18 protein-coding genes are annotated in these 22,635 nt (G+C 74.0%); 16 read left to right on the top strand and 2 right to left on the bottom strand.

Annotation, left to right across the window (positions count from 1 at the left end; translation table 11 throughout):
* Positions 1–73 precede the first annotated feature (73 nt).
* Both I6A81_RS39495 and I6A81_RS39490 read left to right on the top strand, forming a co-directional pair.
* Entirely contained in the window at positions 74–1,165 is a 1,092-nt protein-coding gene (locus tag I6A81_RS39495; protein WP_203004724.1) for a WD40/YVTN/BNR-like repeat-containing protein, read from the top strand.
* A gap of 11 nt (positions 1,166–1,176) precedes the next feature.
* Positions 1,177–1,464: a MoaD/ThiS family protein gene (locus I6A81_RS39490; protein ID WP_203004725.1), complete on the top strand. Its 288-nt coding sequence runs from the start codon at positions 1,177–1,179 to the stop codon at positions 1,462–1,464.
* 36 nt (positions 1,465–1,500) lie between these two features.
* Here I6A81_RS39490 and I6A81_RS39485 read toward each other — a convergent pair whose 3' ends face one another.
* The gene (locus tag I6A81_RS39485; protein ID WP_203004726.1) at positions 1,501–3,150 is read right to left on the bottom strand and encodes a glutamate--tRNA ligase; all 1,650 of its coding nucleotides are present in this window, start codon (positions 3,148–3,150) and stop codon (positions 1,501–1,503) included.
* 110 nt (positions 3,151–3,260) lie between these two features.
* Between I6A81_RS39485 and I6A81_RS39480 the strand changes: the two genes are divergently transcribed.
* From I6A81_RS39480 to I6A81_RS39435, 10 genes are all read left to right on the top strand, one after another.
* Positions 3,261–4,268 (top strand): PaaX family transcriptional regulator, encoded by a 1,008-nt coding sequence (locus I6A81_RS39480; RefSeq protein ID WP_203004727.1) that lies wholly within the window; start codon positions 3,261–3,263, stop codon positions 4,266–4,268.
* A 21-nt stretch (positions 4,269–4,289) separates the two neighbouring features.
* Entirely contained in the window at positions 4,290–5,975 is a 1,686-nt protein-coding gene (locus tag I6A81_RS39475) for a replication-associated recombination protein A (RefSeq protein ID WP_203010474.1), read from the top strand.
* Positions 5,976–6,190: 215 nt separating this feature from the next.
* Complete coding sequence (locus I6A81_RS39470; RefSeq protein WP_203005149.1) at positions 6,191–6,694, top strand: DUF948 domain-containing protein; 504 nt, start codon at positions 6,191–6,193, stop codon at positions 6,692–6,694.
* Between the two features lie 12 nt (positions 6,695–6,706).
* A complete protein-coding gene (locus I6A81_RS39465) occupies positions 6,707–6,973 on the top strand; it encodes a hypothetical protein (protein ID WP_307875215.1) in 267 nt (88 codons plus the stop codon).
* A gap of 206 nt (positions 6,974–7,179) precedes the next feature.
* Positions 7,180–9,831 (top strand): alanine--tRNA ligase, encoded by a 2,652-nt coding sequence (alaS, locus tag I6A81_RS39460; RefSeq protein WP_203005159.1) that lies wholly within the window; start codon positions 7,180–7,182, stop codon positions 9,829–9,831.
* Between the two features lie 2 nt (positions 9,832–9,833).
* Entirely contained in the window at positions 9,834–10,340 is a 507-nt protein-coding gene (gene ruvX, locus I6A81_RS39455; protein ID WP_203005147.1) for a Holliday junction resolvase RuvX, read from the top strand.
* 437 nt (positions 10,341–10,777) lie between these two features.
* Positions 10,778–13,138 (top strand): endolytic transglycosylase MltG, encoded by a 2,361-nt coding sequence (gene mltG / locus I6A81_RS45940; protein WP_203005145.1) that lies wholly within the window; start codon positions 10,778–10,780, stop codon positions 13,136–13,138.
* Position 13,139: 1 nt separating this feature from the next.
* A complete protein-coding gene (locus I6A81_RS39445) occupies positions 13,140–14,159 on the top strand; it encodes a shikimate dehydrogenase family protein (protein WP_203005158.1) in 1,020 nt (339 codons plus the stop codon).
* Positions 14,160–14,289: 130 nt separating this feature from the next.
* Positions 14,290–14,994, top strand: coding sequence for a prepilin peptidase (locus I6A81_RS39440; RefSeq protein WP_203005144.1), 705 nt, complete (start codon positions 14,290–14,292; stop codon positions 14,992–14,994).
* 1,121 nt (positions 14,995–16,115) lie between these two features.
* On the top strand, positions 16,116–17,849 hold the full coding sequence (locus tag I6A81_RS39435) for an HNH endonuclease signature motif containing protein (RefSeq protein ID WP_203005157.1): 1,734 nt from the start codon (positions 16,116–16,118) through the stop codon (positions 17,847–17,849).
* Here I6A81_RS39435 and I6A81_RS39430 read toward each other — a convergent pair.
* Positions 17,744–18,478, bottom strand: a complete 735-nt coding sequence (locus I6A81_RS39430; RefSeq protein ID WP_307875214.1) for an HNH endonuclease family protein — start codon at positions 18,476–18,478, stop codon at positions 17,744–17,746. The genes I6A81_RS39435 and I6A81_RS39430 overlap by 106 nt on opposite strands.
* A 210-nt stretch (positions 18,479–18,688) precedes the next feature.
* On the opposite strand from I6A81_RS39430, the gene aroC reads away from it, so the two are divergent.
* From aroC to aroQ, 4 genes are all read left to right on the top strand, one after another.
* Positions 18,689–19,888, top strand: a complete 1,200-nt coding sequence (gene aroC, locus I6A81_RS39425; protein WP_203005143.1) for a chorismate synthase — start codon at positions 18,689–18,691, stop codon at positions 19,886–19,888.
* Positions 19,885–20,478 (top strand): shikimate kinase, encoded by a 594-nt coding sequence (locus tag I6A81_RS39420; protein ID WP_203005142.1) that lies wholly within the window; start codon positions 19,885–19,887, stop codon positions 20,476–20,478. Before aroC ends, I6A81_RS39420 begins: the two co-directional genes overlap by 4 nt.
* 130 nt (positions 20,479–20,608) lie before the next feature.
* Positions 20,609–21,712, top strand: coding sequence for a 3-dehydroquinate synthase (aroB, locus tag I6A81_RS39415; RefSeq protein ID WP_203005141.1), 1,104 nt, complete (start codon positions 20,609–20,611; stop codon positions 21,710–21,712).
* A 116-nt stretch (positions 21,713–21,828) separates the two neighbouring features.
* Positions 21,829–22,290: a type II 3-dehydroquinate dehydratase gene (gene aroQ, locus I6A81_RS39410; protein ID WP_203005140.1), complete on the top strand. Its 462-nt coding sequence runs from the start codon at positions 21,829–21,831 to the stop codon at positions 22,288–22,290.
* The last annotated feature ends 345 nt before the right edge of the window (positions 22,291–22,635 follow it).

Here is a 22,635-nt window from a genome sequence, read left to right as displayed (position 1 = left end):
GGCGGTCTGCATTGTCGGGGCGCCGGCACGGGGTGCCGGGGCTCGGTCTGATCGTGGAGCTCCGGGAGGTCTGATGGCGGCGACGGTGCTGCTGGTGATCGGCACGCGCAAGGGGCTGTGGCTGGCACGCAGCCGGGATGGGCGGGCGACCTGGGAGGTCACCGGCCCGCACCACCCGATGGTCGAGGTGTACTCGGCGGCGATCGACACCCGCGGCCCGGTGCCGCGGGTGTTCGTGGGGCTGTCGAGCGAGTGGTTCGGGCCCACCGTCGTGACCAGCGACGACCTGGGGGCGAGCTGGCGGGAGCCGGCGACGGCGCCCATCGCGTTCCCCGAGGGCACCGACGCGGCGCTGCGGCGCGTCTGGCAGATCACCCCGGGGCCCGCCGACGAGCCCGACGTCGTGTACGCGGGCGTGGAGCCGTCCGCGCTGTTCCGGTCGACCGACGGCGGGCAGAGCTTCGAGCTGGTCCGCGCGCTGTGGGACCATCCGCACCGGCCGGACTGGGCCCCCGGCTACGGCGGGCAGGCGATCCACACCGTGCTGCCCGACCGGGTCGACCACAAGCGGATCACCGTCGCGATGTCGTCCGGCGGCGTCTACCGCACCCTTGACGGCGGCGAGAGCTGGGCCGCGGCGAACAGGGGGATCAAGGCGGGCTACCTGCCCGACCCGTACCCGGAGTTCGGCCAGTGCGTGCACAAGGTCGCCCCCTGCCCGGCGCGGCCCGGGCGGCTGTACGCGCAGAACCACGGCGGCGTCTACCGCAGCGACGACGGCGCCGACAGCTGGGTCTCGATCGCGGACGGCCTGCCCAGTGACTTCGGCTTCGCGATGGTCGCCCACCCCCGCCGGCCGGACGTCATCTACAACTTCCCGCTGAAGGCCGACGCCGAGCGGTTCCCGCCGGACGGCGCCTGCCGCGTGTACCGCAGCGAGGACGCCGGCGCCTCCTGGGAGGCGTGCGCCGCCGGCCTGCCCACGGAGGGCTTCTGGACCGCGGTGCTGCGCGACTCGATGTGCGCCGACGACGCCGACCCGGCCGGGGTCTACTTCGGCTCCCGCACCGGGGAGGTCTACGCCAGCCGCGACGAGGGGGACAGCTGGGCCCTCGTCGCCGCGCACCTGCCGGACGTGACCTGCGTGCGCGCGGCCGTGGTCTGAGGCGGGCGGCGATGCGGGTCACGATGCTGCTGCCGGGCGTGCTGCGCGAGCACGCCGCCGGCGCCGGCCAACTGGAGCTGGACCTGCCGGGCCAGGCGGCGACGCTCGCCGCCGCCCTCGACGTCGTCGCCGGCCGCCATCCCGGGCTGGAACGGCGGCTGCGCGACGAGCGCGGCGCGCTGCGCCGCTACGTCAACCTGTTCGTCGACGGCGAGGAGTGCCGCCGCCTCGCGGGAGCCGACACCCCGCTGCGCGACGGCGCCGAGATCCAGGTGATCCCGTCGATCGCCGGCGGGTAGCGGGGCCGGGTAGCGAGGCCGGGCGCGCGCCGCCGGTCAGGCGCCGTCGAGGACGGCCCCGACCCGGCGGCGCGTCTCGGCCTCGCCGAGCGCGTTCGCGACGAGATGCAGGCCCGGGCTGCGGGTGGATCCGGTGAGCAGTACCCGGATGACCTGGGACGCCTCGCGGATCGAGCCGGGGTACGCGTCCTTGTTGGCCTTGTACTCCTTCGGGCTCGACGCGAAGCCGTTCGCGGCCGCCGCCGCGCGGATCTGGCCGAACCAGGCGTCGCCGTCGGTCAGATCCTGGTAGCCGGCCAGGAAGTCGGCGCACAGCGCGCGCGTCACCTCCGGCGCGAGCCCGCCGAGCCGGCCGTCCGCGGGGTCGGTGACGGCCTCGAACAGCGCCGTGAAGAAGTAGCCGTAGACCGGGCGGAAGTCCGACCACTTGCGCAGGTCCTTGCGCGGGTTGTCCACTCCGGCCCGCTCGATGTCGAGCGCCCGCACGGCCAGCTCCGGCTCGGCGCGCGCCGCGGCCGCCAGCTCCGTGTCGTGCGTGTCGGCCCAGGCCAGCACCTCGTCGAGCACGGCGGGGCTCGCCATGGTCGCGATGTGGTCGGCGGAGATGTCCTCCAGCTTGACCAGGTCGACCAGCGCGCCGGACACGCCCGCCTCGGACAGCCGCAGCGGCTCGCGCAGCGCCTGCTCGAGCGGCAGCTCCGCGAGCCGCCCGTTGATCAGCCCGCGTAGGTAGTACAGCATCGCCGGCGCCGGGTAGCCCGCCGCGATGAAGAACTCGACCGACGCCTCGGGATCCTTGCGCTTGGACAGCTTCCGCTTCGCCGAGCCGTCCTGCTTGAGCAGCGGCGCGATGTGCGCGTACGCCACGGGCTCGAAGCCCGCCGCGGCGAACAGCTGCAGATGCACCGGGACCGAGGACAGCCACTCGTCGCCGCGGATCACGTGGGTGACCCGCATCAGGTGGTCGTCCACCACGTGCGCGAAGTGGTAGGTCGGCAGCCGCGTCGGGTTGTCGGAGCTCTTCAGGATGACGACGTCGTTGCGGTTCGCGTCCGCTGACAGCTCGCCGCGCACCAGGTCGGTGAAGGTGACCCGGCCGGCCTCCTCACCGGGGGAGCGGAACCGGACCACGTACGGCCGGCCCGCCGCCAGCGCCGCGCGGACCCGCTCGGCCGGCGCGTCGCGCCACAGCGCCCACCGGCCGTGGTAGCCGGTGGGCACCTTCGCCGCGCGCTGCTCGTCGGCGGCGGCCGCGAGCTCCTCCTTCGTCGCGAAGCACAGGTAGGCCCGGCCGTCACGGAGGAACTCCCGGGCGTAGCTCAGGTAGATCCGCTCCCGCGCCGACTGGGTGTACGGGCCGTAGGCCCCGTTCTGCTCGGTCTCGTCCGCCGTCACCCCGAAATAGCTGAAGGCCGCGTCGAACTGGGCGGTGGCGCCCTCGACGGTCCTGGCGGTGTCGGTGTCCTCGACCCGGACGAAGTAGACGCCTCCGGTCTGCCGGGCGAGGTCCTTGTCCAGCATCGCGACGTACACCCCGCCGAGGTGGGCGAAGCCGGTCGGGCTCGGGCCGAGGCGGGTCACCATCGCGCCGGCGGGCAGGTCCCGGGGCGGGTACTGCCCCTCCCAGGACGCCGGCTCCGGCAGATCGGACGGGAACAGGGCGTCGATCTCGTCCCGGTCGAGCATGGCGGGTACCTCCACTGTCGCTGTCGACAGCAGCCTACCGATGATCGTCGAAGGCGAGATGACCGCATGATCGATCCGGGTCGCCCCGGTCGCTCGTAAAATGCCCGGTTGTGACGTCGCCGCGCCGGACGACCGGGTCGGACCAGCTGCCCGCGCACCCCTCCATGGGGCGGCCGGTCCTGCGCGCCGTGCCCGGCAATCCCGAGGTCGACCTGCCACGGTCCCAGGAGGGGCAGCAGCCGCAGCGGCTGCTGACCGTCCTGCTCGGTGACTTCTGGCACGGCCGGCGCGAGCACCTGCCGTCGGCGGCCCTGGTCGCGCTGCTCGCCGACTTCGACGTGACGACGGTCGGGGCGCGGGCCGCGCTGTCCCGGCTGTCCCGGCGCGGGGTGCTGGAGTCCAGCCGGGTCGGGCGCAACACCTACTACGGGCTGACCGCGCAGGCCGCCGTCGTCGTGCTGGAGAACGTGCACCGGCTGCGCGCGTTCGGCGCGCGGCACGACCCGTGGGACGGCCGCTGGACCGTCGCCGCGTTCTCGCTGCCCGAGGACCAGCGCGACGTGCGGCACAGCGTGCGCAGCCGGCTGCGCTGGCTGGGCTTCGCCCCCCTCTACGACGGCATGTGGGTGAGCCCGCGCCCGGTCGCCGAGCCGGCCCGGCGGGTGTTCGCCGAGCTCGGCGTGCTCGCCTCCACCGTGCTGACCACGACCGTCGACGCCCGCCGCAGCGACCCGCGCCCGCCGATGGCCGCCTGGGACCTCACCGAGCTGCGCGCCGACTACGAGGAGTTCATCGCCACCAACGCCGGGCTGCGTGACCGGGCCCTGGCCGGTGAGATCAGCGGCGCCGAGGCGATGGTCGCCCGGGTCGGCCTGCTCAACGCCTGGTGGCGTTTCCCGAGCTCGGACCCCGACCTGCCGCTGGAGCTGCTGCCCGAGCGCTGGCCGCGCCGGGGGGCCCGCGAGCTGTTCGCCGAGACCTACGGCAGCCTCGGCCCGCCCGCCGCCGAGCACTTCCGGGCACGCCTCGCCCAGACCGCCCCCGACCTCGCCCCGCTGGCCAGCTACCAGCGCGCCGACGGCTCCTCCGGAACGACGGCCGGTCCCGCCCCGCGGTGACGATCGCCGTACGGTTGGTGGGTGAGCCTGTTCGACACGGTTGCTCCCACCGCTGACGCCGCTCCCACCGCCGACGCCCCGTCTCCCGCCGGCGGGCCCGGCGCGCCGACGGGGCCGCTGGCGGAGCGGCTGCGTCCCCGCGGCCTCGACGAGCTCGTCGGGCAGCGCCACCTGCTCGGGCCGGGCAGCCCGCTGCGCCGTCTCGTCGAGGGCGGTGGGACGACGTCCGTCGTCCTGTGGGGCCCTCCCGGCACCGGCAAGACGACGCTCGCGCACATCGTGTCGCGCGCGACCGGCCGGCGCTTTCGCGAGCTGTCCGCCGTCACGGCGGGGGTGAAGGACGTCCGGGCGGTGATCGACGAGGCGCGCGAGGCGCTGTCGAGCAGCCGGTCCAGCCAGTCCCGGCGGCTGGTGCGTGAGGCCGGCCTGTTCGGGCCGGCCGAGGGTGAACGCGCGCCGGGTGGCGCGCTCGCCGCCGACCTGCGCACGGTGCTGTTCATCGACGAGGTGCACCGCTTCACCAAGACCCAGCAGGACGCCCTGCTGCCCGCGGTGGAACGCGGCTGGATCACCCTGGTCGCCGCGACGACCGAGAACCCGTCGTTCTCGGTCGTGGCGCCGCTGCTGTCCCGCTCGCTGCTGTTCACGCTCACCCCGCTGACCGACGACGACATCCGTTTCCTGGTGCGCCGGGCGCTGGTCGACCCGCGCGGCTACGGCGGCCGGGTGCGCATCGCGGACGACGCGCTCGAGCACCTCGTCCGGCTCGCCGGCGGCGACGCCCGCCGGGCGCTCACCGCGCTCGAGGCCAGCGCCGAGGCGGCCCTGGCCGCGACGAGGGCCGAACCCCCGCCGGCGGCCCCCGGCGTGCCGGCGGCCCCGGGCGCCGAGGCGGCCCGCGCCGACGCCACCGCCGCGGGCGGTTCCGGCGACCGGCCGGCGGGCGGCGCCTCGTCCGGGGCCGCGGCCGGGACGACGGCCGGGGCGACGGCCGGGGAGCCCGCCGAGGAGGCGGCGCCGGCGGCCGCCGTGGACCTGGAGCTGCTGGAGCGGGCCGTCGACCGCGCGGCGGTGCGCTATGACCGGGACGGCGACCAGCACTACGACGTGGTCAGCGCGTTCATCAAGTCGATGCGCGGCGGCGACGCCGACGCGGCGCTGCACTACCTGGCCCGGATGATCGAGGCCGGCGAGGACCCGCGCTTCATCGCCCGCCGGATCATCATCCTGGCCAGCGAGGACGTCGGGATGGCCGACCCGGGCGCGCTCGGTGTCGCGGTGTCCGCCGCGCAGGCCCTGGACCTGGTCGGGCTGCCCGAGGCCCGGCTCGCGCTCGCGCAGGCGGTCATCCACCTGGCGCTCGCCCCCAAGTCGAACGCGGTGATCCGCGCGATCGACGCGGCGACCGCCGACGTGCGGGCGGGCAGGGGCGGCCCGGTGCCGGCTCACCTGCGTGACGCGCATTACCAGGGCGCGCGCCGGCTCGGGCACGGCGACGGCTACCGCTACCCGCACGACCACCCGGGCGGGGTCGTCCGCCAGCAGTACGCGCCGGACGAACTGGCCGGCGTCGACTACTACCGCCCCGGCGACGCCGGGTTCGAGCGGCGCGCGGCTGCGCGGGTCGACGAGCTGCGCGCGGCCCTGCGCGACCAGCGGCGCGAGGCGCCCGAGCGTCTGTCGGACGGAGCGCGGCCAGCAGACTGACCCGTGGCCGGTGCTGGCCAGGGATTTCACATCGACCTCGTGTCGGGTGTGGCCGGGCGCGCCGGCGCCCGGCGGCGGTGCGTCCGGCGGGCGCGCTAGCGCCCTTCCGGACGATCGCCCCATCCGGTCGGTAAGGTCCTCTCACGACCGGTGTTGCGTTCCGGCCAGCTCGGGCCGGTGACGGGGTGCCGGCCGACCGCATTGGAGGCGCGAAGATGTCCGGTGGCGCGATGGCGGGCCTGATCGCCTCGGGCGCCTTCGCCGTGCTCGTCCTCTTCGGCTGCTACGCGCTGTACAAGCTCGGGAAGATCTTCGACGAGACCGCGGCGCGGGTGCGCCAGACCGGTATCGCGATCGACGAGGGCACGGCGCGGGTCCGCCAGGCGGGCGCGACCGTCGACGAGGTGAACGTCGCGCTCGCGCATGTGAACAAGGAGCTGGACCGGATCGACGCGATCACGGCCAACGTGCAGACGATCAGCACCAACGTGTCATCGATGACCTCGCTGTTCGCGGCGACCGTCGGTGGCCCGATCGTGCGGGTCGCCGCGTTCTCCTACGGGGTGCGCCAGGCCGCGGCCAAGCGGGCCCGCGCCGAGGTCAGTTCCCGGGTCGCCGCCGAGATAAAGGCGGAGAAGAAGGCCGAACGGCCGGGGCGGCGCGCCGCGCCGGCCCAGCCCACGGCGGCCGATTTCGACGAGCCGGTGCGGGGCCGTTAGATGCCGCGCCGGTTGTTCTATGTCACCTTCGGCGCGGTCGCCGGGGTGCTGGTGGTCCGTCAGGCGGCCAAGGCCGCGGCGGCGCTTTCGCCGGGAAGCGTGGCGGGCTCGCTGGTGGCGTCGTTGTCGGACTTCATGGCCGACGTCCGCGAGTTCATGGCCGAGCGCGAGGACGAGCTGCGCGACGCGCTCGGTCTCTACGACGACCCGGACGAGGACGAACTGCCCCCGGCCGACCCCGACGCCACCGTCCACCTGCCGCGGGTGCGCCGCCCGTAGACCTCGACGCGCCCACTCGATCCGAAACGTCGTGGAGACGCCGGGACGGCCAGCGGTACGGTGGCCTGGGCACGCGGCGTCGGCCATACGGAAGTGAACGACGGCGCTCGGCCCAACAGCCCAAGCCGGACAACGTACCCAGTCCCAGCCCCACCCTGGACCTGGACCGACCCGCTACCGCCTCGACTCTGGACGACGTGAATCCGATGGAAACGGCCGAGATCCGCCGACGCTTTCTCTCCCACTTCGAGCAGCGCGGCCACCTTGTTGTCCCCAGCGCGTCGCTGATCGCTGAGGACCCGACGCTGCTGCTGGTCAACGCCGGCATGGTGCCGTTCAAGCCGTACTTCCTCGGTGACCTCACCCCGCCCGCTCCCCGGGCGACCAGCGTGCAGAAATGCGTCCGCACGGTCGACATCGACAACGTCGGCCAGACCGCCCGGCACGCGTCGTTCTTCCAGATGTGCGGGAACTTCTCGTTCGGCGACTACTTCAAGGCCGAAGTGATCCCGTGGGCCTTCGAGCTGCTCACGGAGGGTTTCGGCTTCAAGCCCGACGACCTGTGGGCGACGGTCTACCTCGACGACGACGAGGCCGAGGAGATCTGGAAGGGACTCCTTCCCGCGGAGCGCATCCAGCGCCGGGGCAAGGAGGACAACTACTGGTCGATGGGCGTCCCGGGCCCGTGCGGCCCGTGCAGTGAGATCTACTTCGACCGCGGCCCGGCCTACGGCCGCGACGGCGGCCCCGTCGCCGACGAGAACCGCTACCTCGAGGTCTGGAACCTCGTCTTCATGCAGTACGAGCGGGGCGAGGGCGCCGGCTACGACTACCCGATCCTGGGCGACCTGCCGGCGAAGAGCATCGACACCGGCATGGGCCTCGAGCGGATGGCGACCCTGCTGCAGGGCGTCGAGAACCTCTACGAGATCGACATCTCCCGCCCGGTGCTCGACCGCGCCGGCGAGCTGACCGGCCACCGCTACGGCGCCGAGGCGGCCGACGACGTCCGGCTGCGGGTCATCGCGGACCACACCCGCACCGCCGCCATGCTGATCGCCGACGGCGTCGTCCCCTCCAACGAGGGCCGCGGCTACGTGCTGCGCCGGATGCTGCGCCGCGCGGTGCGCAACGTGCGCCTGCTCGGCGGGCGCGCGCCGGTGATGGAGGACCTGTTCGGTGTCGTCCGCGCCGCGATGGGCTCGATCTACCCGGACCTGGTCGACCGGGGCGCGGCGATCACCAGCGTCGCCGTCGCCGAGGAGCAGGCGTTCCTGGAGACCCTGCGCACCGGTACCACGATCTTCGACACCGCGGTCGGCAGGGCGCGCGCCGCCGGCGCCACCGAGCTCGGCGGCGACGAGGCGTTCCAGCTGCACGACACCTACGGCTTCCCGATCGACCTGACGCTGGAGATGGCGGCCGAGGCGGGCCTGACGGTCGACGAGACGGGTTTCCGCCGGCTCATGGACCGCCAGCGGGAGCTGGCCAAGGCCGACCGCGCGGCGCGGCGGATCGGCAACGTCGACCTGTCGGTGTTCCGGCCGATCCTGTCCCGCTCCGGGCCGACGACCTTCACCGGCTACGCCGAGCTGGCCCGCACGGCGTCCGTCGTCGGCCTCATCTCGGCGGCCACCGGGCAGGGCGTGCCGGCGGCCGGCGAGGGCGAGGACGTCGGCATCGTCATCGACACCACGCCGTTCTACGCGGAGTCCGGCGGCCAGGAGGCCGACCTCGGCAGGTTCGTCTTCGACGGCGGCGAGGTGGAGATCCTCGACGTGCAGAAGCCGATCCCGGACCTGGTGCTGCACCGCGGCAGGGTGCTGCGCGGCGAGCTGCGGCTCGGCGCCGAGGTCGAGGTGACGGTCGACGCCGACCGGCGCCGGGCGGTCTCGCGCTCGCACACCGCCACCCACCTGGTGCACACGGCGTTCCGCCGCGCGCTCGGCGAGTCCGCCACCCAGGCCGGCTCGCTGAACTCGCCCGGCCGCCTGCGGTTCGACTTCCACGCGATGGGCGCCGTGCCGGCGTCGGTGCTCGCCGACGTCGAGGACGAGGTCAACGAGGTCGCGCTGCGCGACCTCGAGGTGACCGCGTTCGTGACCACCCAGGACGAGGCCCGCCGGCTCGGCGCGATGGCGCTGTTCGGCGAGAAGTACGGCGAGCGGGTGCGCGTCGTCGACGTCGGCGACTACGCGCGCGAGCTGTGCGGCGGCACGCACGTGGCCCGCTCCGCCCAGCTCGGCGCGGTCAAGCTGCTCTCCGAGTCGTCGATCTCCGCCGGCACCCGCCGGGTCGAGGGCCTGGTCGGGCTGGACGCGTTCCGTTACCTGGCCCGCGAGCACCTGCTGGTCTCGCGGCTGTCCGGGCTTCTCAAGGTCCGCGCCGACGAGCTGCCCGACCGGGTGTCCGACGTGGTCAGCCGGCTCCGTGACGCGGAGAAGGAGCTGGAGCGGCTGCGCGGCGAGGCCGTGCTCGCGGGGGCGGCGGGGCTCGCGGGCGGCGCGGTCGACGTGAACGGGATCGCGCTCGTCGCCGCCGAGGCGCCGAACGGCACCTCCGCGGACGACCTGCGCAAGCTGGCGCTCGACGTGCGCGGCCGGCTCATGGACCGTCCCGCGGTGGTGGCGGCCGCGGCCGCGGCCGGCGACCGGGCGTTCCTCGTCGTCGTCACCACCGAGGGCGCGCGCGGCCGCGGCCTGAAGGCGGGCGACCTGGTCAAGGTGGCCACCGCCGAGCTCGGTGGCCGCGGCGGCGGCAAGCCGGACGTCGCCCAGGGCGGCGGCGGCGACGCGAGCGGCGTCGGGCGCGCGCTTGGCAAGGTCCGCGAGCTCGTCGCGGCGACCGCCTCCTCGTAGCGATGCGCAAGCCGCGTCACCGGGCCGCCCGCCGGCCGCTTCCGCGCGGCGTGTGGCTCGGCGTCGACGTCGGCACGGTGCGGGTGGGGGTGGCCGCGAGCGACCCGGATGGGGTGCTCGCGCTACCGGTCGGTACTCTTCGTCGCGACGTGTCTGACAACAGAGATCTCGCCCAGCTAGCCGAGCTTGTCACGGAACGGCATGCTGTGGCGGTGGTGGTCGGTCTGCCAAGGACCCTCTCCGGTGAGGAGGGTCCAGCGGCTCAGCAGGCGCGGCAGTACGCGCGGCAGCTGGCCGCTCGCGTCGCGCCCGTGCCCGTCCGGCTCGTCGACGAGCGGCTGACTACGGCGGTGGCGCACCGCAGAATGGCCGAGAGTGGGCTCAGTGAGCGCGCCCGCCGCGATCTCGTCGACCAGGAGGCAGCCGTGCAGATTCTGCAACACGCCCTGGACGCCCGCGGCGGCGCGCAGGGCGCGCCCCCCGCTGGCTGCTCGCCGGAAGATCGGTGAACGAGCGCTGGGACCTCGACAACGGCGTCGGGGGCGGGTACGGACAGGATCCCTGGTCGAACCCGCCATCGGACAGCACCCGGCCAGTAGACCCATTCGCGGTGGGTGGCCCCCGCGACGACGCGGCTGACATCATCATCGGCGGCGGACCCGCGGCTGGCCCCACCGGCGGATATCCGGCCGCCTCGCCGGATTACCACGGCTCTGATTACGGCACGTCTGACTACGGCGCACCCAGTTACGGCGCATCCACTTACGACGCGTCCAATTACGGTTCACCTGATTACGGTGCGTCCGGCTACGGTAATTCTAATTACGGCACGTCCGGGGGCGATGCTCCTGGGTATTCCGATTCCGGCTATGGCGCCGACGGATTCACTGTCGGTCACGAGCCTGCTCGCTCGGCGGGCTACGACACCAACTACCAGACGCCGACGGTGTCGGGCCAGGCGGTCGCCGGGCCGTCGGCCGCCTCGGTCTACGGGCCGCCGGAGGTCGCCGGCCCTGGCGTCCCCGACCCCTACGCGGCCGGGCCGACAGTCACCGGCCCGCTCGTCCCGGGCCCGCTTACCCCAGGACCGCTGGTCTCGGGCACCGTCGCCGGCTCGGCCGGCGGCTCCGGCGCGCCGGGCCACGGCGATCCCGGCTACGCCGAACCCGGGTACGCCGAACCCGCGTACGCCGAACCCGCGTACGGCGAACCCGGTTACGGCATCGCGGCGTCCGTCCACGAGGCGTTCGGCTACCAGAGCGGCGGCTACCCGGCCGCCGGCGCGTCTACCGGTGGCCAGCAGCCGTCGGGGTACCCGGCCGGTTACCAGGACGCCTCCCAGGTCGACACGGGTCAGGCCGACGCCGCCTACCAGCGGGCGGCCTACCAGGCCGCCGGCTACCCCGCCGGCGCGGGCGCCTACGGCGACACGGGCTATCCGCCGGCCGCCGGTTATCAGGAAGATTCCGGTTACCAGCAGGCCGCGCCGGCCGACGGATATGGCTACGGGGGCCTCGCGGGGGGAACCGGTCCGTCCGTGACCGGCCACGAGCAGGCCCCGTTCCTCGCCGATCCGTACCCCAGGACCGGCGACCAGCCCCGGCGTTCCGGCGACCCCGGACGTTCCGGTGACCCCGGCTATCCCAGCGCCCCCGGCTATCCCGGCGATCCCGGACCTCTCGGCGGTACCGGGCCCGGCGGGTACCAGGAGGCGGGCGTCGGCTACCCGCCCGCCGGTGGTCACGGCGGCTACGGGGGCCCGCCGACCGGCCCCGAGCACGGCGAGCCCTTCGACTACCCGGGCGGCCCGTCCCAGCCCGGCACCGGGGCGCTCCCCGCCCCGCCCCCGCCCCCGCCGCCACCGCCACCGCCGCCGCCTCCGCCAGGGGAAGGCGGGACGCGCGGTGGCGCGCGCCGGACGGGCGGCGGCCACGGCGGGACGGAGCGGCGTACCGAGGCGCTGCGCTTCCGGATCGCCCCGCCCGAGGACCTGTACGGCTCCGGCGACCAGGGCTACCCGGACGAGCGGCGTGACCGGGCCGGCGCGGGCGGCTATCCGGACCACGAGGACGACTTCGAGCCTGACGATGAGTACGAGCATGACGACGTGGACGAGGACCTCGACGATGAGCCACCCATCCGTGGTCGCGCGCGTGACGGCGCCCATCCGTTGGGCACGATGAGCCGCGTACACGGCACGGATGCCGGCCGCCGCCGCCGGGCGCTGCCGAAGCTCGTCGCCATGCTGGTGGTGGTCGCGGTGCTGCTCGGCGGTGTCATCCTCGTGGGCGGCAAGATGCTGGGCAAGATCACCGGTGACGACGAGATCCCGGACTTCCCAGGACCCGGCAGCGGCGAGGTAACGGTCACGGTGGCCGGTGGCGCGACCGCGACCGACATCGCGAAGGTGCTCTTCGACGCCGGGGTGGTCAAGAGCCAGAAGGCGTTCATCACGGCCGCGGCCAACGATCCGAACTCGGTGAAGATCCAGCCCGGGACCTATGTCCTGCAGAAGGAGATGAGCGCCTCGGGCGCGCTCGGCGCGCTGCTCGACCCGGCGGCGTCGAAGTACCGGCTCACGATTCCTGAGGGCAGGACCGTCGACTGGATCATCACCGAGCTGTCCAAGCGCCTCGGTGTGCCAAAGGAGGCATACGAGGCGATCGTGAAGAACCCGGCCGGCAAGCTGACCCTGCCGAGCTTTGCGACCAACCCTGGCGACAGCGCGAAGAACCAGGTCGAGGGGTACCTCTTCCCGACGACCTACAACCTGGACCCGAAGGCGACGCCCGAGCAGACGCTGCAGATGATGATCGACGAGTTCAACCGCCAGACCACCGAGCTCCAGTTGGAGAGCAAGGCGGCGCAGCTCGGCAAGACCCCGAGCGAGATCGTGACCATCGCGTCGATCATCGAGATGGAAGTCAACGGCCATGACGAGGGCGCGAAGGTCGCCCGGGTGATCTACAACCGGCTGAGCGACCAGACTGGCGCGTTCACGAGGCTCGACATGGACTCGACGACGAGGTACGCCTTCGACCGGCCCACGGGGGCCATCGACGACGTCATCAATACGTCCCATCCCTACAACACCCGTAAGGTGAGGGGACTGCCGCCGGGCGCGATCGCGAACCCCGGGCGATGGGCTTTGGAGTCGGCGCTGAACCCCTACCAGGGCGCGGACGGAACCTGGTTCTACTTCGCCTACCTCCCGCAGTCGAAGCGGACGGAGTTCGCCACCACCCAGGCGGAGTGGGACACGCTGTATGCCCGGTACCTGGCCGAGGGAGGGAGCACCGGTGGCTGAGATGAATGGTCCCCGGCAGGCAGCCGTGCTCGGCTCGCCGATCGGGCACTCGCTCTCGCCCGTCCTGCACCGCGCCGCGTATCAGGCGCTCGGCCTGAGCGACTGGACGTACACGGCCATCAACACCGACGAGGCGGCCCTGCCGAGCCTGCTGACCTGGCTCCGGTCGGAGCCGAGCTGGGCCGGCCTCTCGCTGACGATGCCGTTGAAGACGGCCGCCGTCGGTCTCGTCGACCGCCTTGACGACACCGCCGCGCTGGTCGGGGCGGTCAACACGGTCGTCGTCGAGCCGGATGGGACGCTCGCCGGCCACAACACGGACATCGCCGGCATCCGGTACGCCGTCCTCCAGGCCCTCGGCGCCATCCCGGCGCTCGCCCACCCCGAGGCGGCGCCGCTCGCCCCCGGTTCGTCGTCGGCGGCCGGCTTGTCGGCGGCCGGCTCGTCGGGGGCCGGCTGGCAGCCGAGCCATTGGGACGGGTCGTCGACGTGGCCGGCGCTGGCCTCGCCGCCGGTGCGCGCGCTGGTGCTCGGCGCCGGGGGAACGGCCCGCGCCGCCGTCGCCGCGCTCGCCAGCGTCGGGGTCCGCCGCGTCGGTGTGGTCGCCCGCCGCGCGGCGGCCGTCGCCCCGCTCGCCCAGATCGGCGAGCGCGTCGGCCTCGCCGTCACCGCGCTGCCCTGGGAGATCGTCGCCGGCGGCCTGCGCTCCGGCCCGGACCTGGTGATCGCGACGACCCCCGAGGGCGTCACCGACCAGATCGCCGAGTGGACCTGGCCCGCGGGCTGCCCCCTGGTCGAGCTGCTCTACCACCCCTGGCCGACCGCGCTCGCCGTGACGGCCTACCGCTCCGGTGCCCGGGTGTCCGGCGGATTGGTGGTCCTCGCGGCCCAGGCGGTCGAGCAGGTCCGGCTTTTCACCGGTCGAACCGTTGACGTCGCCACCCTGCTCACCGCCGGTACCCAGACCCTCACCCGCCGCGCCACCGCGGCCTCCCTGACCATCCCCACCCACGCCCGCTGACCATCCCCACCCACGGCGGCGGACACCCGTTCCTGGCGTGCCGCCGGCGTCCGTTCCTGGCGTGATGTCGTGCCCGTCCCTGGCGTGATGTCATGGTTCGCCGGGCCTTCGGACGGAAGCGGGGAAGCGGATGGCCGTCGACGTCCAGGTGAGCCCGCTGGCGCTGACGGCCAGCATGGTCCTCGCGGTGGCCGCCCTCGCGTCGGTGCGGGTGATGCCACGGCTCGTCGGGGCGTTCGCCCCCTTCGAGGGCGAGGCGGCGCGCCGGCCCGTCCCGTCCACGAGGACGTTCGCGGCGGTGACGGTCCTCGCCGTCGGCGCGGTCGCGCTGGCCCTGCACCACCGTCCTAGCTGGCTGCCCGCCTACCTGTACCTGACCGTGGTCGGCGTGGTGCTGGCCGCCGTCGACCTGCGGGTCCACCGCCTACCGGACGCGCTCGTGCTCCCGTCCTATCCGATCCTCGCCGCGTTGTTCGGCCTGGCGGCCGTCCTCGACGGCCTCACCGCCGACACCTGGGACGGTGGGCACGCGGCCGGCGCCGCCATGGGCGCCGGCCTTCTCCTGGCCGCCTTTGGCCTGCTGTACCTGATTCCTGGTGGCGGCCTGGGCCTGGGCGACGTGAAGCTGGTCGGCCTGCTCGGCGCCTCTCTTGGCTGGCTCGGCTCGCTGGAACTCGTTCTGCTCGGCCTGCTCGCCGGTCTGCTGTCCGCCGGCGCCTACGCCGGCTTCCTACTCGCCACGCGGCGGGCTGGTCGAAGCGATCCCATCGCGTACGGCCCCCATCTCCTCTTGGGCGCCTTCCTCGCGATCCTCGTCGGCGCTGTCGGCGTCTGACGCGCCTCTCGGCGTCGCCGTTCCGGAGAACACTCCGCCGGCCCTCCAGGGCGCTTCCCGTGGATGTTGGCCGGCGGTCCCGGACCGCCGATCCGCGTACGCAAGCAGCGATCGTCACCCCGTCCCGGCCCGGTCTCCTTGGTAGATCACCAGATCTGTGCGCGATTAAGGGATAAAACGGACAGAAAGCGCCGAATGACGCACACATCTGGCGATCGAGGAGGCCGGTGGGCTCCCCACCGGCTAGTGATCCTCGGATGTGTGCGCTGTTCGGCGGTCGAGCCGCCCCGGCAGGATCCGTCCCGGGAAGGACCCCAGGCGCTCCGCGGATTCGTTGACCGATGAACGCTGGTTCGCTGGCCGGTCGACGCCAGCGCATTGGCCGGTCGGCGTTGGTTCGCTGGCCGGTTGACGGCGGCCTGCCTGCACCGCGCGTCCGGCCTGGCCCGGCGCGCCGCGGAACGCGGAGATCGGCTCGCCATCTCCCACGGCGGGCCAGGTCCGACCGGGCGCGTGGCCACCGTGTGTCGCTGACAAGCGTGTTTGCCCCGCCGCCCGCCTTCCAGCCGACGCGCGTTCCACGCCGGCCGCGGAACGGAACGGAACCGCCCGCCGTCGCTCGCGACGAGTCCTGCCCTTCCCCTCGTCGGGTCAGGCCTCCCGGTCGCCGGCAGGGGCATGGCCTGACGGTGCGAGGGCCCGGCGAGGGCCGGCCGATGCCGGTGCTCACTCACTGGCAACTCACCGGCGGCTGCCGGAACGGCGCCCGCGCCGACCGAACCGGCCCGCGCTCCCAGGGCGGGATGGACGGGGCTCCGGTCGCCTCGTCGTCAGCCCGGAGGCGGAGAGCTGACCCGTGCGTCCAGCGGAACGCGGAGATCGTCTCCGCCGCGCACTGGTGGCGCGGAGCCGGAGCGGGCCTTGGCGGGAGGAGCCCAGTAGGCAGGCGGTCCGTCGGCGCGGTGACCTCGCCAGGTCGGGTTCCAGGGCCCAGGTCGGGTCCCATGGCCGAGCGGGGCGAGCGGGTGGGCGGCCGACCAGGAGCCCGGGCGCGAAAATTGTCGGAGGAGGGTGGGAGCATTGTGGCGTTGTCGATCTGTCCCCTGACCTGGGAGATCGTGATGCCTGACGGGATGACCGGTTCCGCGCTGGACCTGGAGACCGCCGAGTTGGCGGATCTGGAGCGCGAGATCTGCGGTTGGGCGGGTCGCATCGCCGCCGCGACCTGCCGGATGCTGCTGGCGCTGGCGGCGTTCGACCGCCGGAAGGGCTGGTCGGGGCTGGGGATGGCAACCTGCGCGCACTGGCTGTCGTGGCGCTGCGGTCTGTCGGTCCGTACCGCCCAGGAGCACATGGCGGTGGCGCGCGCGTTGGAGGAACTGTCCGGCGTGCGCGCGGCGTTCGCGGCGGGGCGGCTGTCGTACTCCAAGGTCCGGGCCGTCGCGCGGGTGGCCGGCCCCGAGACCGAACAGACCTGGCTGAAGCACGCGTTGCACTGCACGGCAGGACAGTTGGAGCGGCTGGCGTCGCGTTACCACCAGCTGACCGCCGACCCGAGCCAGCAGCGCGCGGCACGGAGAGTGTCCTGGAGTACCCGCTCGGACGGCCTGTTCCGGCTGTCCGCGGTGCTGACGGCCGAGGAGGGCGCGCGACTGGCGGCGGCGATCGACGCCGCCCGGGCCAGCCTGGACGACTCGAGCCCGCCGCCGACGGCCGAGGAGCCAGGCGCGGCGCCGGCCGACGGGGAGATCGCGGCCGCGCCGCGGGACCGGCGGGCGGACGCGGACGCGCTGGTCACCCTGGCGGAGGGGTTCCTGAGCCGGCCGGCACCTGGGTTGTCGCCGTCCGCGCACACGCTGACCGTGCACATCGACGCCGAGACCCTGCTGGGCCGAACCCGGCCGGCCGGGCCGCGTGGCGACGCGGACTCGACGCGCGAAGCGGCCAGGGGCGGCACGGCCAGCGACCGTGACGACGACGGCCGGGACACCGGGGTGCCGTCGGCGGGGACCTCCGCGACGGGCGTGGAGCCCGAGGACGTGGCGGGGGCCCGCGCGGCGGCGGTCGGGACCGACCCGGTCAGCAGGCTGGCTCATGGGTCGGCGCGGTGCGACGCGGAGCCGGGGATCGGGCTGCCGCGGGCGGTGCTGAGGCGGTTGGGCTGCGACGCGCTGGTCCGCGCGTTGCTGTCCGACGAGGCGGGCAACCCACTTGCGCTGGGGCGGCGCCGGCGGGTCCCGACGCGGCGGTTGCGGGAGGCGGTCTACTCCCGTGACCAGGGGGCCTGTCAGTACCCGGGTTGCGCCCGCACCCGCTGGCTGCAGGTTCACCATCTGCGCGAGTGGCTCGCTGGTGAGGGCGAGACTGACCTGGAGAATCTGGCGTTGGTGTGCAGCCGCCACCACGGTCTGATCCATGACGAGGGCATCACGCTGCGCCGTGGCGATGGCCGTGGAATCGAGGCGGTCCTGGCTGACGGATCCGTCCTGGGCGCGGCACCCGGCATCGACGCCGGCGAACGGCCCGCCGAGAGCCTCGCCCGGGCCGCCGGCCACGTGACGGCCGACGCGATCCACACCCGCGGCGGCGGCCGGCTCAGCTGGGACGACTCGCTCTACGTCCTGCTCCAGCACCGGCACCAGCCCGGCCCGGGTCCCACCGCGCCGACCCATGAGCCAGCGTGCCGGCCGACCGTGCCCGAACCCCGCCGGGGGCGGTCCGGCGAGGAACGGGTCGACGGCCTGATCGACTATCCGCCCTCGGCCGGCGGGCGGCCAAGGGCGGGCTGCCCAGGACAGGTCGCCAGCACCGCGCGCATCGAGGAGGCCTCCGTCGGCGTCACCCACAGCCCGTAACGCTCCTTGACGCCGACCTGGCGAGCGACGAACGGGCAGCGAAGCCCGGGGGCCGGCGGCAGCCACGAGGCCGCGTCCTGATCGCTCTTCTCACGGTTCGTCGCGCGCTCGACGGCGAGCAGGTTCGCCGGGTCGTTCGCGAAGCCGACCCGGCGCTCGTGGGGCCACGCGAACGCGCCGGTCCGCCAGGCGTTCGCGAGCGACACGACATGGTCGATCTCGACCTCGCCCGAGGTGTCCCGGCCGCTGGCGAACCGCTTGGTGTTGCCGGTGTAGGGGTCGGACAACTCGCCGGCGGTGACGCGGCAACCGTCGTCGTGGCGCGTGACGGAGCGCAGATCACGGAACAGAACGTCGTTGCGGGTGTCGCAGCCGTTGCGGTCGACGTCCGGCCAGCGGTCGCGCGGGTCCTCGAACAGGTCTCGGTGGTACCCCGGTGCCGTCTCGCCCCGCACTGGCAGGGCATCCAGGACCGTCAGCGCCGGTGCCCGCGCCGCCATGCTGCCGGCACCGGCGGGAGCCTCGGCACCCGGTGCCATCGCCTGGCAGGGCCCAGCCGCCAGCGCCAGGGCGCTGACGGCGACGCCCATCCGCGCGCTGGTGGCACCACCCATCCGTACTTTCCGCACCGGCCGCCTCCCACGGCCGTCGGCGATGACGGCCATCGGCCAACGACTCTCGCGGATCGACGTCAGGTCTGGTTGAACGAGGCGGGCGGTCGATTTCGGTGTGTCGTGGGGTGCCGCGGGATTAGGGACCGGTTCGACTGTCCGGCTGGCAGGTCGAGGTATTGATCATGCCTCGACGTGCACTGCTCCGCGCGTGAAAGACTGGGCGGCATGGTGCGTTGGTTGACGGCAGGGGAGTCGCACGGGCCCGCGCTGGTGGCGACCGTGGAGGGCCTGCCGGCGGGGATCCGGGTGACCAGCTCGGACATCGGGGACGATCTGGCGCGTCGGCGGCTCGGCTACGGCCGGGGTGCCCGGATGAAGTTCGAGCGCGACGAGGTCGAGCTGCTCGGCGGGCTGCGGCATGGCTCCAGCCTCGGCGGGCCGGTGAGCATCGTGGTGCGCAACACCGAGTGGCCGAAGTGGCGGAAGGTGATGTCGCCGGACCCGGTGGATCCGGAGGAGCTGGCGGGGCTGAGCAGGAACGCGCCGCTGACCCGGCCGCGGCCAGGGCACGCCGACCTGTCCGGAATGCAGAAGTACGGCTTCGACGATGCCCGGCCGGTGCTGGAGCGGGCGAGTGCCCGGGAGACGGCCGCCCGGGTCGCCCTCGGCACGGTCGCCAGGGCGTTCCTGCGGCAGGCATATGGGATCGAGGTCATCTCCCACGTGCTGTCGATCGGCGCGGTCGCGGTCCCGGCGGACACGCCGCTGCCCGGGCCGGGCGCGCTGGCCGGGATCGACGCGGACCCGTGCCGCTGCGCGGACCCGGCCACGAGCGCCCGGATGGTCGCCGAGATCGACGCGGCGCACAAGGACGCCGACACCCTCGGTGGCGTCGTGGAGGTGCTCGTCTTCGGCTGCCCGCCGGGGCTCGGCAGCTACGTGCACGGCGACCGTCGGCTCGACGCCCGCCTGGCGGGCGAGCTGATGGGGATCCAGGCGGTCAAGGGGGTCGAGTTCGGCGACGGGTTCGAAACGGCTCGACGCCGCGGCTCCGCGGCGCACGACGAGATCGAGGTCCTCGCGCCGGACGGCGGCGTCCAGCGGGTCCGGCGGGCGACCGACCGGGCCGGGGGCGTCGAGGGCGGCATGACCAACGGTGAGGTCCTGCGGGTCCGGGCCGCGATGAAGCCGATCTCGACGCTGTCGCGGCCGCTGTCGACCGTCGACGTCGCGACCGGCGAGACCGCGGTGGCGATCGCGCAGCGCTCCGACGTGTGCGCGGTGCCGGCGGCCGGGGTGGTCGCCGAGGCCATGGTCGCATTGGTGCTCGCCGACGCCGCGCTGGAGAAGTTCGGCGGCGACTCGGTCGAGGAGACCCGGCGCAACTACGAGGCGTACCTGAAGTCGCTGGCGGTGCGGTCGTGACGGCGAACGACCCGGCGGCACCGGCGGCAGCGGCGGCGCCCGTCGTCGCCGTCCGGCCGGTGGCGGTGCTGGTCGGGGCGCCGGGGGCGGGCAAGACGACCATCGGCCAGCTGGTCGCCGACCGGCTCGGGGTGACGCTGCGCGACACCGACACCGACGTCGAGGCGACGTTCGGGATGAGCGTCTCCGACATCTTCATCGAGAAGGGCGAGGAGGCGTTCCGGGCCGCCGAGCGGGCGGCGGTCGCCGCCGCGCTCGCCGAGCACCCGGGGATCCTCGCCCTCGGCGGCGGCGCGGTGCTCGCCGACGAGACCAGGGCCGCGCTCGCCGGGCACACCGTCGTCTACCTGGAGGTCGACGTCTCCGACGCGGCCCACCGGGTCGGACTCGCCCGCGACCGCCCGTTGCTCATCGAGGCCCCCCGGGCCCGGCTGGCCGCGCTGCTGCGCGAGCGCCGCCCGCTCTACGCCGAGGTCGCGACGGTGGTGGTCGACACGGCCGGCCGTGGCCCACAGGAGGTCGCGGACGACGTGCTCGCCGCGCTGCCGCCCGTCATCGGTCTTCGCGACCGGTCGTCGGCCGGCGGCTGATCGTCCCAGGGATATCGATCCCTGCCGTCGCGTCGGCGGAGGCCGGAAGGCGGCGCGTGGCCATGGCAAGAGCACAGGGCGGGCAGCAGAACCGGTCCGGCGCGGCCGGACGACGAGAGGGGGATGCCAGGTGACGGGAACGCGGGGCGCCACGTCCGGGCTGGTGCGGGTACCGGTGCGGCCGGCCGGGGACCGGGCCTACGAGGTGCTCGTCGGAGACGGGCTGGTCGGCGAGCTGCCCGGTGTCGTCGCCGGGCGGACCAGGGCCGCCGTCATCCACTCGGCGGCGACGGCCGAGGCCGCCCGCGCCGCGGTCGCCGCGCTGCGGGCCGCGGGTGTCGAGGCGCACCCGCTCGAGGTGCCCGACGGCGAGTCGGCCAAGGAGCTGGCGGTCGCCGGGCGCTGCTGGGATGAGCTGGGCCGGCTTGGCTTCACCCGCGACGACGTGGTCGTCGGCCTCGGCGGTGGCACCGTCACCGACCTCGCGGGCTTCGTCGCCGCCTGCTGGCTGCGGGGGGTGGACGTCGTTCAGGTGCCGACGACCGTCCTGGCGATGGTCGACGCGGCGGTGGGCGGCAAGACCGGCATCGACACCGCCGCCGGCAAGAACCTGGTCGGCGCGTTCCACCAGCCGCTGGCGGTGCTCTGCGACACCGCGCTGCTGGCGACCCTGCCGGCCGTGGAGACCCGGGCGGGGCTCGCCGAGGTGGTCAAGGCCGGCTTCATCGCCGACCCGGCGATCCTCGACCTGCTCGACGCCGACCCGACCGGCGCGGCCCACCTGCCCGAGCTGATCGAACGCGCGATCCGGGTGAAGGCGGACGTGGTGTCCGGGGACCCGAAGGAGGCCGGCCGGCGCGAGATCCTCAACTACGGGCACACGCTGGGGCACGCGATCGAGAAGGTCGAGCACTACTCCTGGCGGCACGGCGCGGCGATCTCCGTCGGGATGGTGTTCGCCGCCGAGCTGTCCCGGCTCGCCGCGGGCCTCGACGCCGCCGTCGCCGAGCGCCACCGCGAACTGCTCACCCGGGTCGGGCTCCCGGTCAGCTATCCCGCGGCGGCCTGGCCGGAACTGCTGGCCGCGATGCGGGTGGACAAGAAGTCGCGTGGGCGGGTGCTGCGCTTCGTCGTCCTCGACGGGCTCGGGTCGGCCCGTATCCTCGCCGACCCGGACCCCGCCCTCGTGCGGGCCGCGTTCGACGCGGTGGCCGTGGGGGACAGCGAGGCGTGAGGAGCGGTGACCCCGTGAGAACGGCTTGGTGGGGGACCCTCGGCGTGGAAAAGCCGCGTGATGGGTGATCGTGGCTCCGTGAGGGTTCGTGGCACCGCGAGGGAGGGAGCGCGCCGATGACACCGATCCTGGTGCTGTCCGGGGTGAACCTGGGCAGGCTTGGCAAGCGGGAGCCGGCGGTCTACGGGCGGGCGACCTACGCCGACCTGGTCGCCGAGGTCGAGAAGACCGCGGCGGAGCTCGGGGTCGCCGTCGCCTGCCGGCAGACCGACGACGAGGCAACGATGATCGGCTGGCTGCACGAGGCCGCCGACACCGGCGCGGCGGTGATCCTCAATCCGGGTGCCTGGACGCACTACTCGTACGCGCTGCGGGACGCCGCCGCGGCGCTGGCCGGACCGCTGATCGAGGTACATCTGTCCCAGGTGGCCGCGCGAGAGCCGTTCCGGCACGTCAGCGTCATCGGACCGGTGGCGACGGGCACCATCACGGGACTCGGTATCCAGGGATACCTGCTCGCGCTGCGCGCGCTCGCGACCATGGGTGGGCCGGGCGTGGTTGAGCAGCCCGACTCATGAGGCCCAGGCTCCGGCGGGCGCGTCACCTGCCCGGAAACTCAGGATCCAGCAACCAAGAGGACGCGCCGCCCGGGCGGAGCACACCAGAACCAGTCATGACAGAAAGTAGTTGATCCGTAACGCCAAAGTGGCGCGCAACCGAGCTGGCGCGCAGGCGCGCCTCCGCGGAGGCCCTCCTTGCGAGCGAAGCGAAGCGGGAGCCGCCCAGGTGGAGTACGCCAGAACCGGTCATGACAGAAAGTGGTTGATCCGTAACGTCGAAGCGGTACGCAACCGAGCTGGCGCGCAGGCGCGCCTCCGCGGAGGCCCTCCTTGCGAGCGAAGCGAAGCGGGAGCCGCCCAGGT

The sequence above is a fragment of the Frankia nepalensis genome (assembly GCF_016786325.1).
GTDB classification, from domain to species: domain Bacteria; phylum Actinomycetota; class Actinomycetes; order Frankiales; family Frankiaceae; genus Pseudofrankia; species Pseudofrankia nepalensis.
Note: the sequence above shows the minus strand (reverse complement) of the source record. Positions and strands in the feature narration are given on the sequence as shown.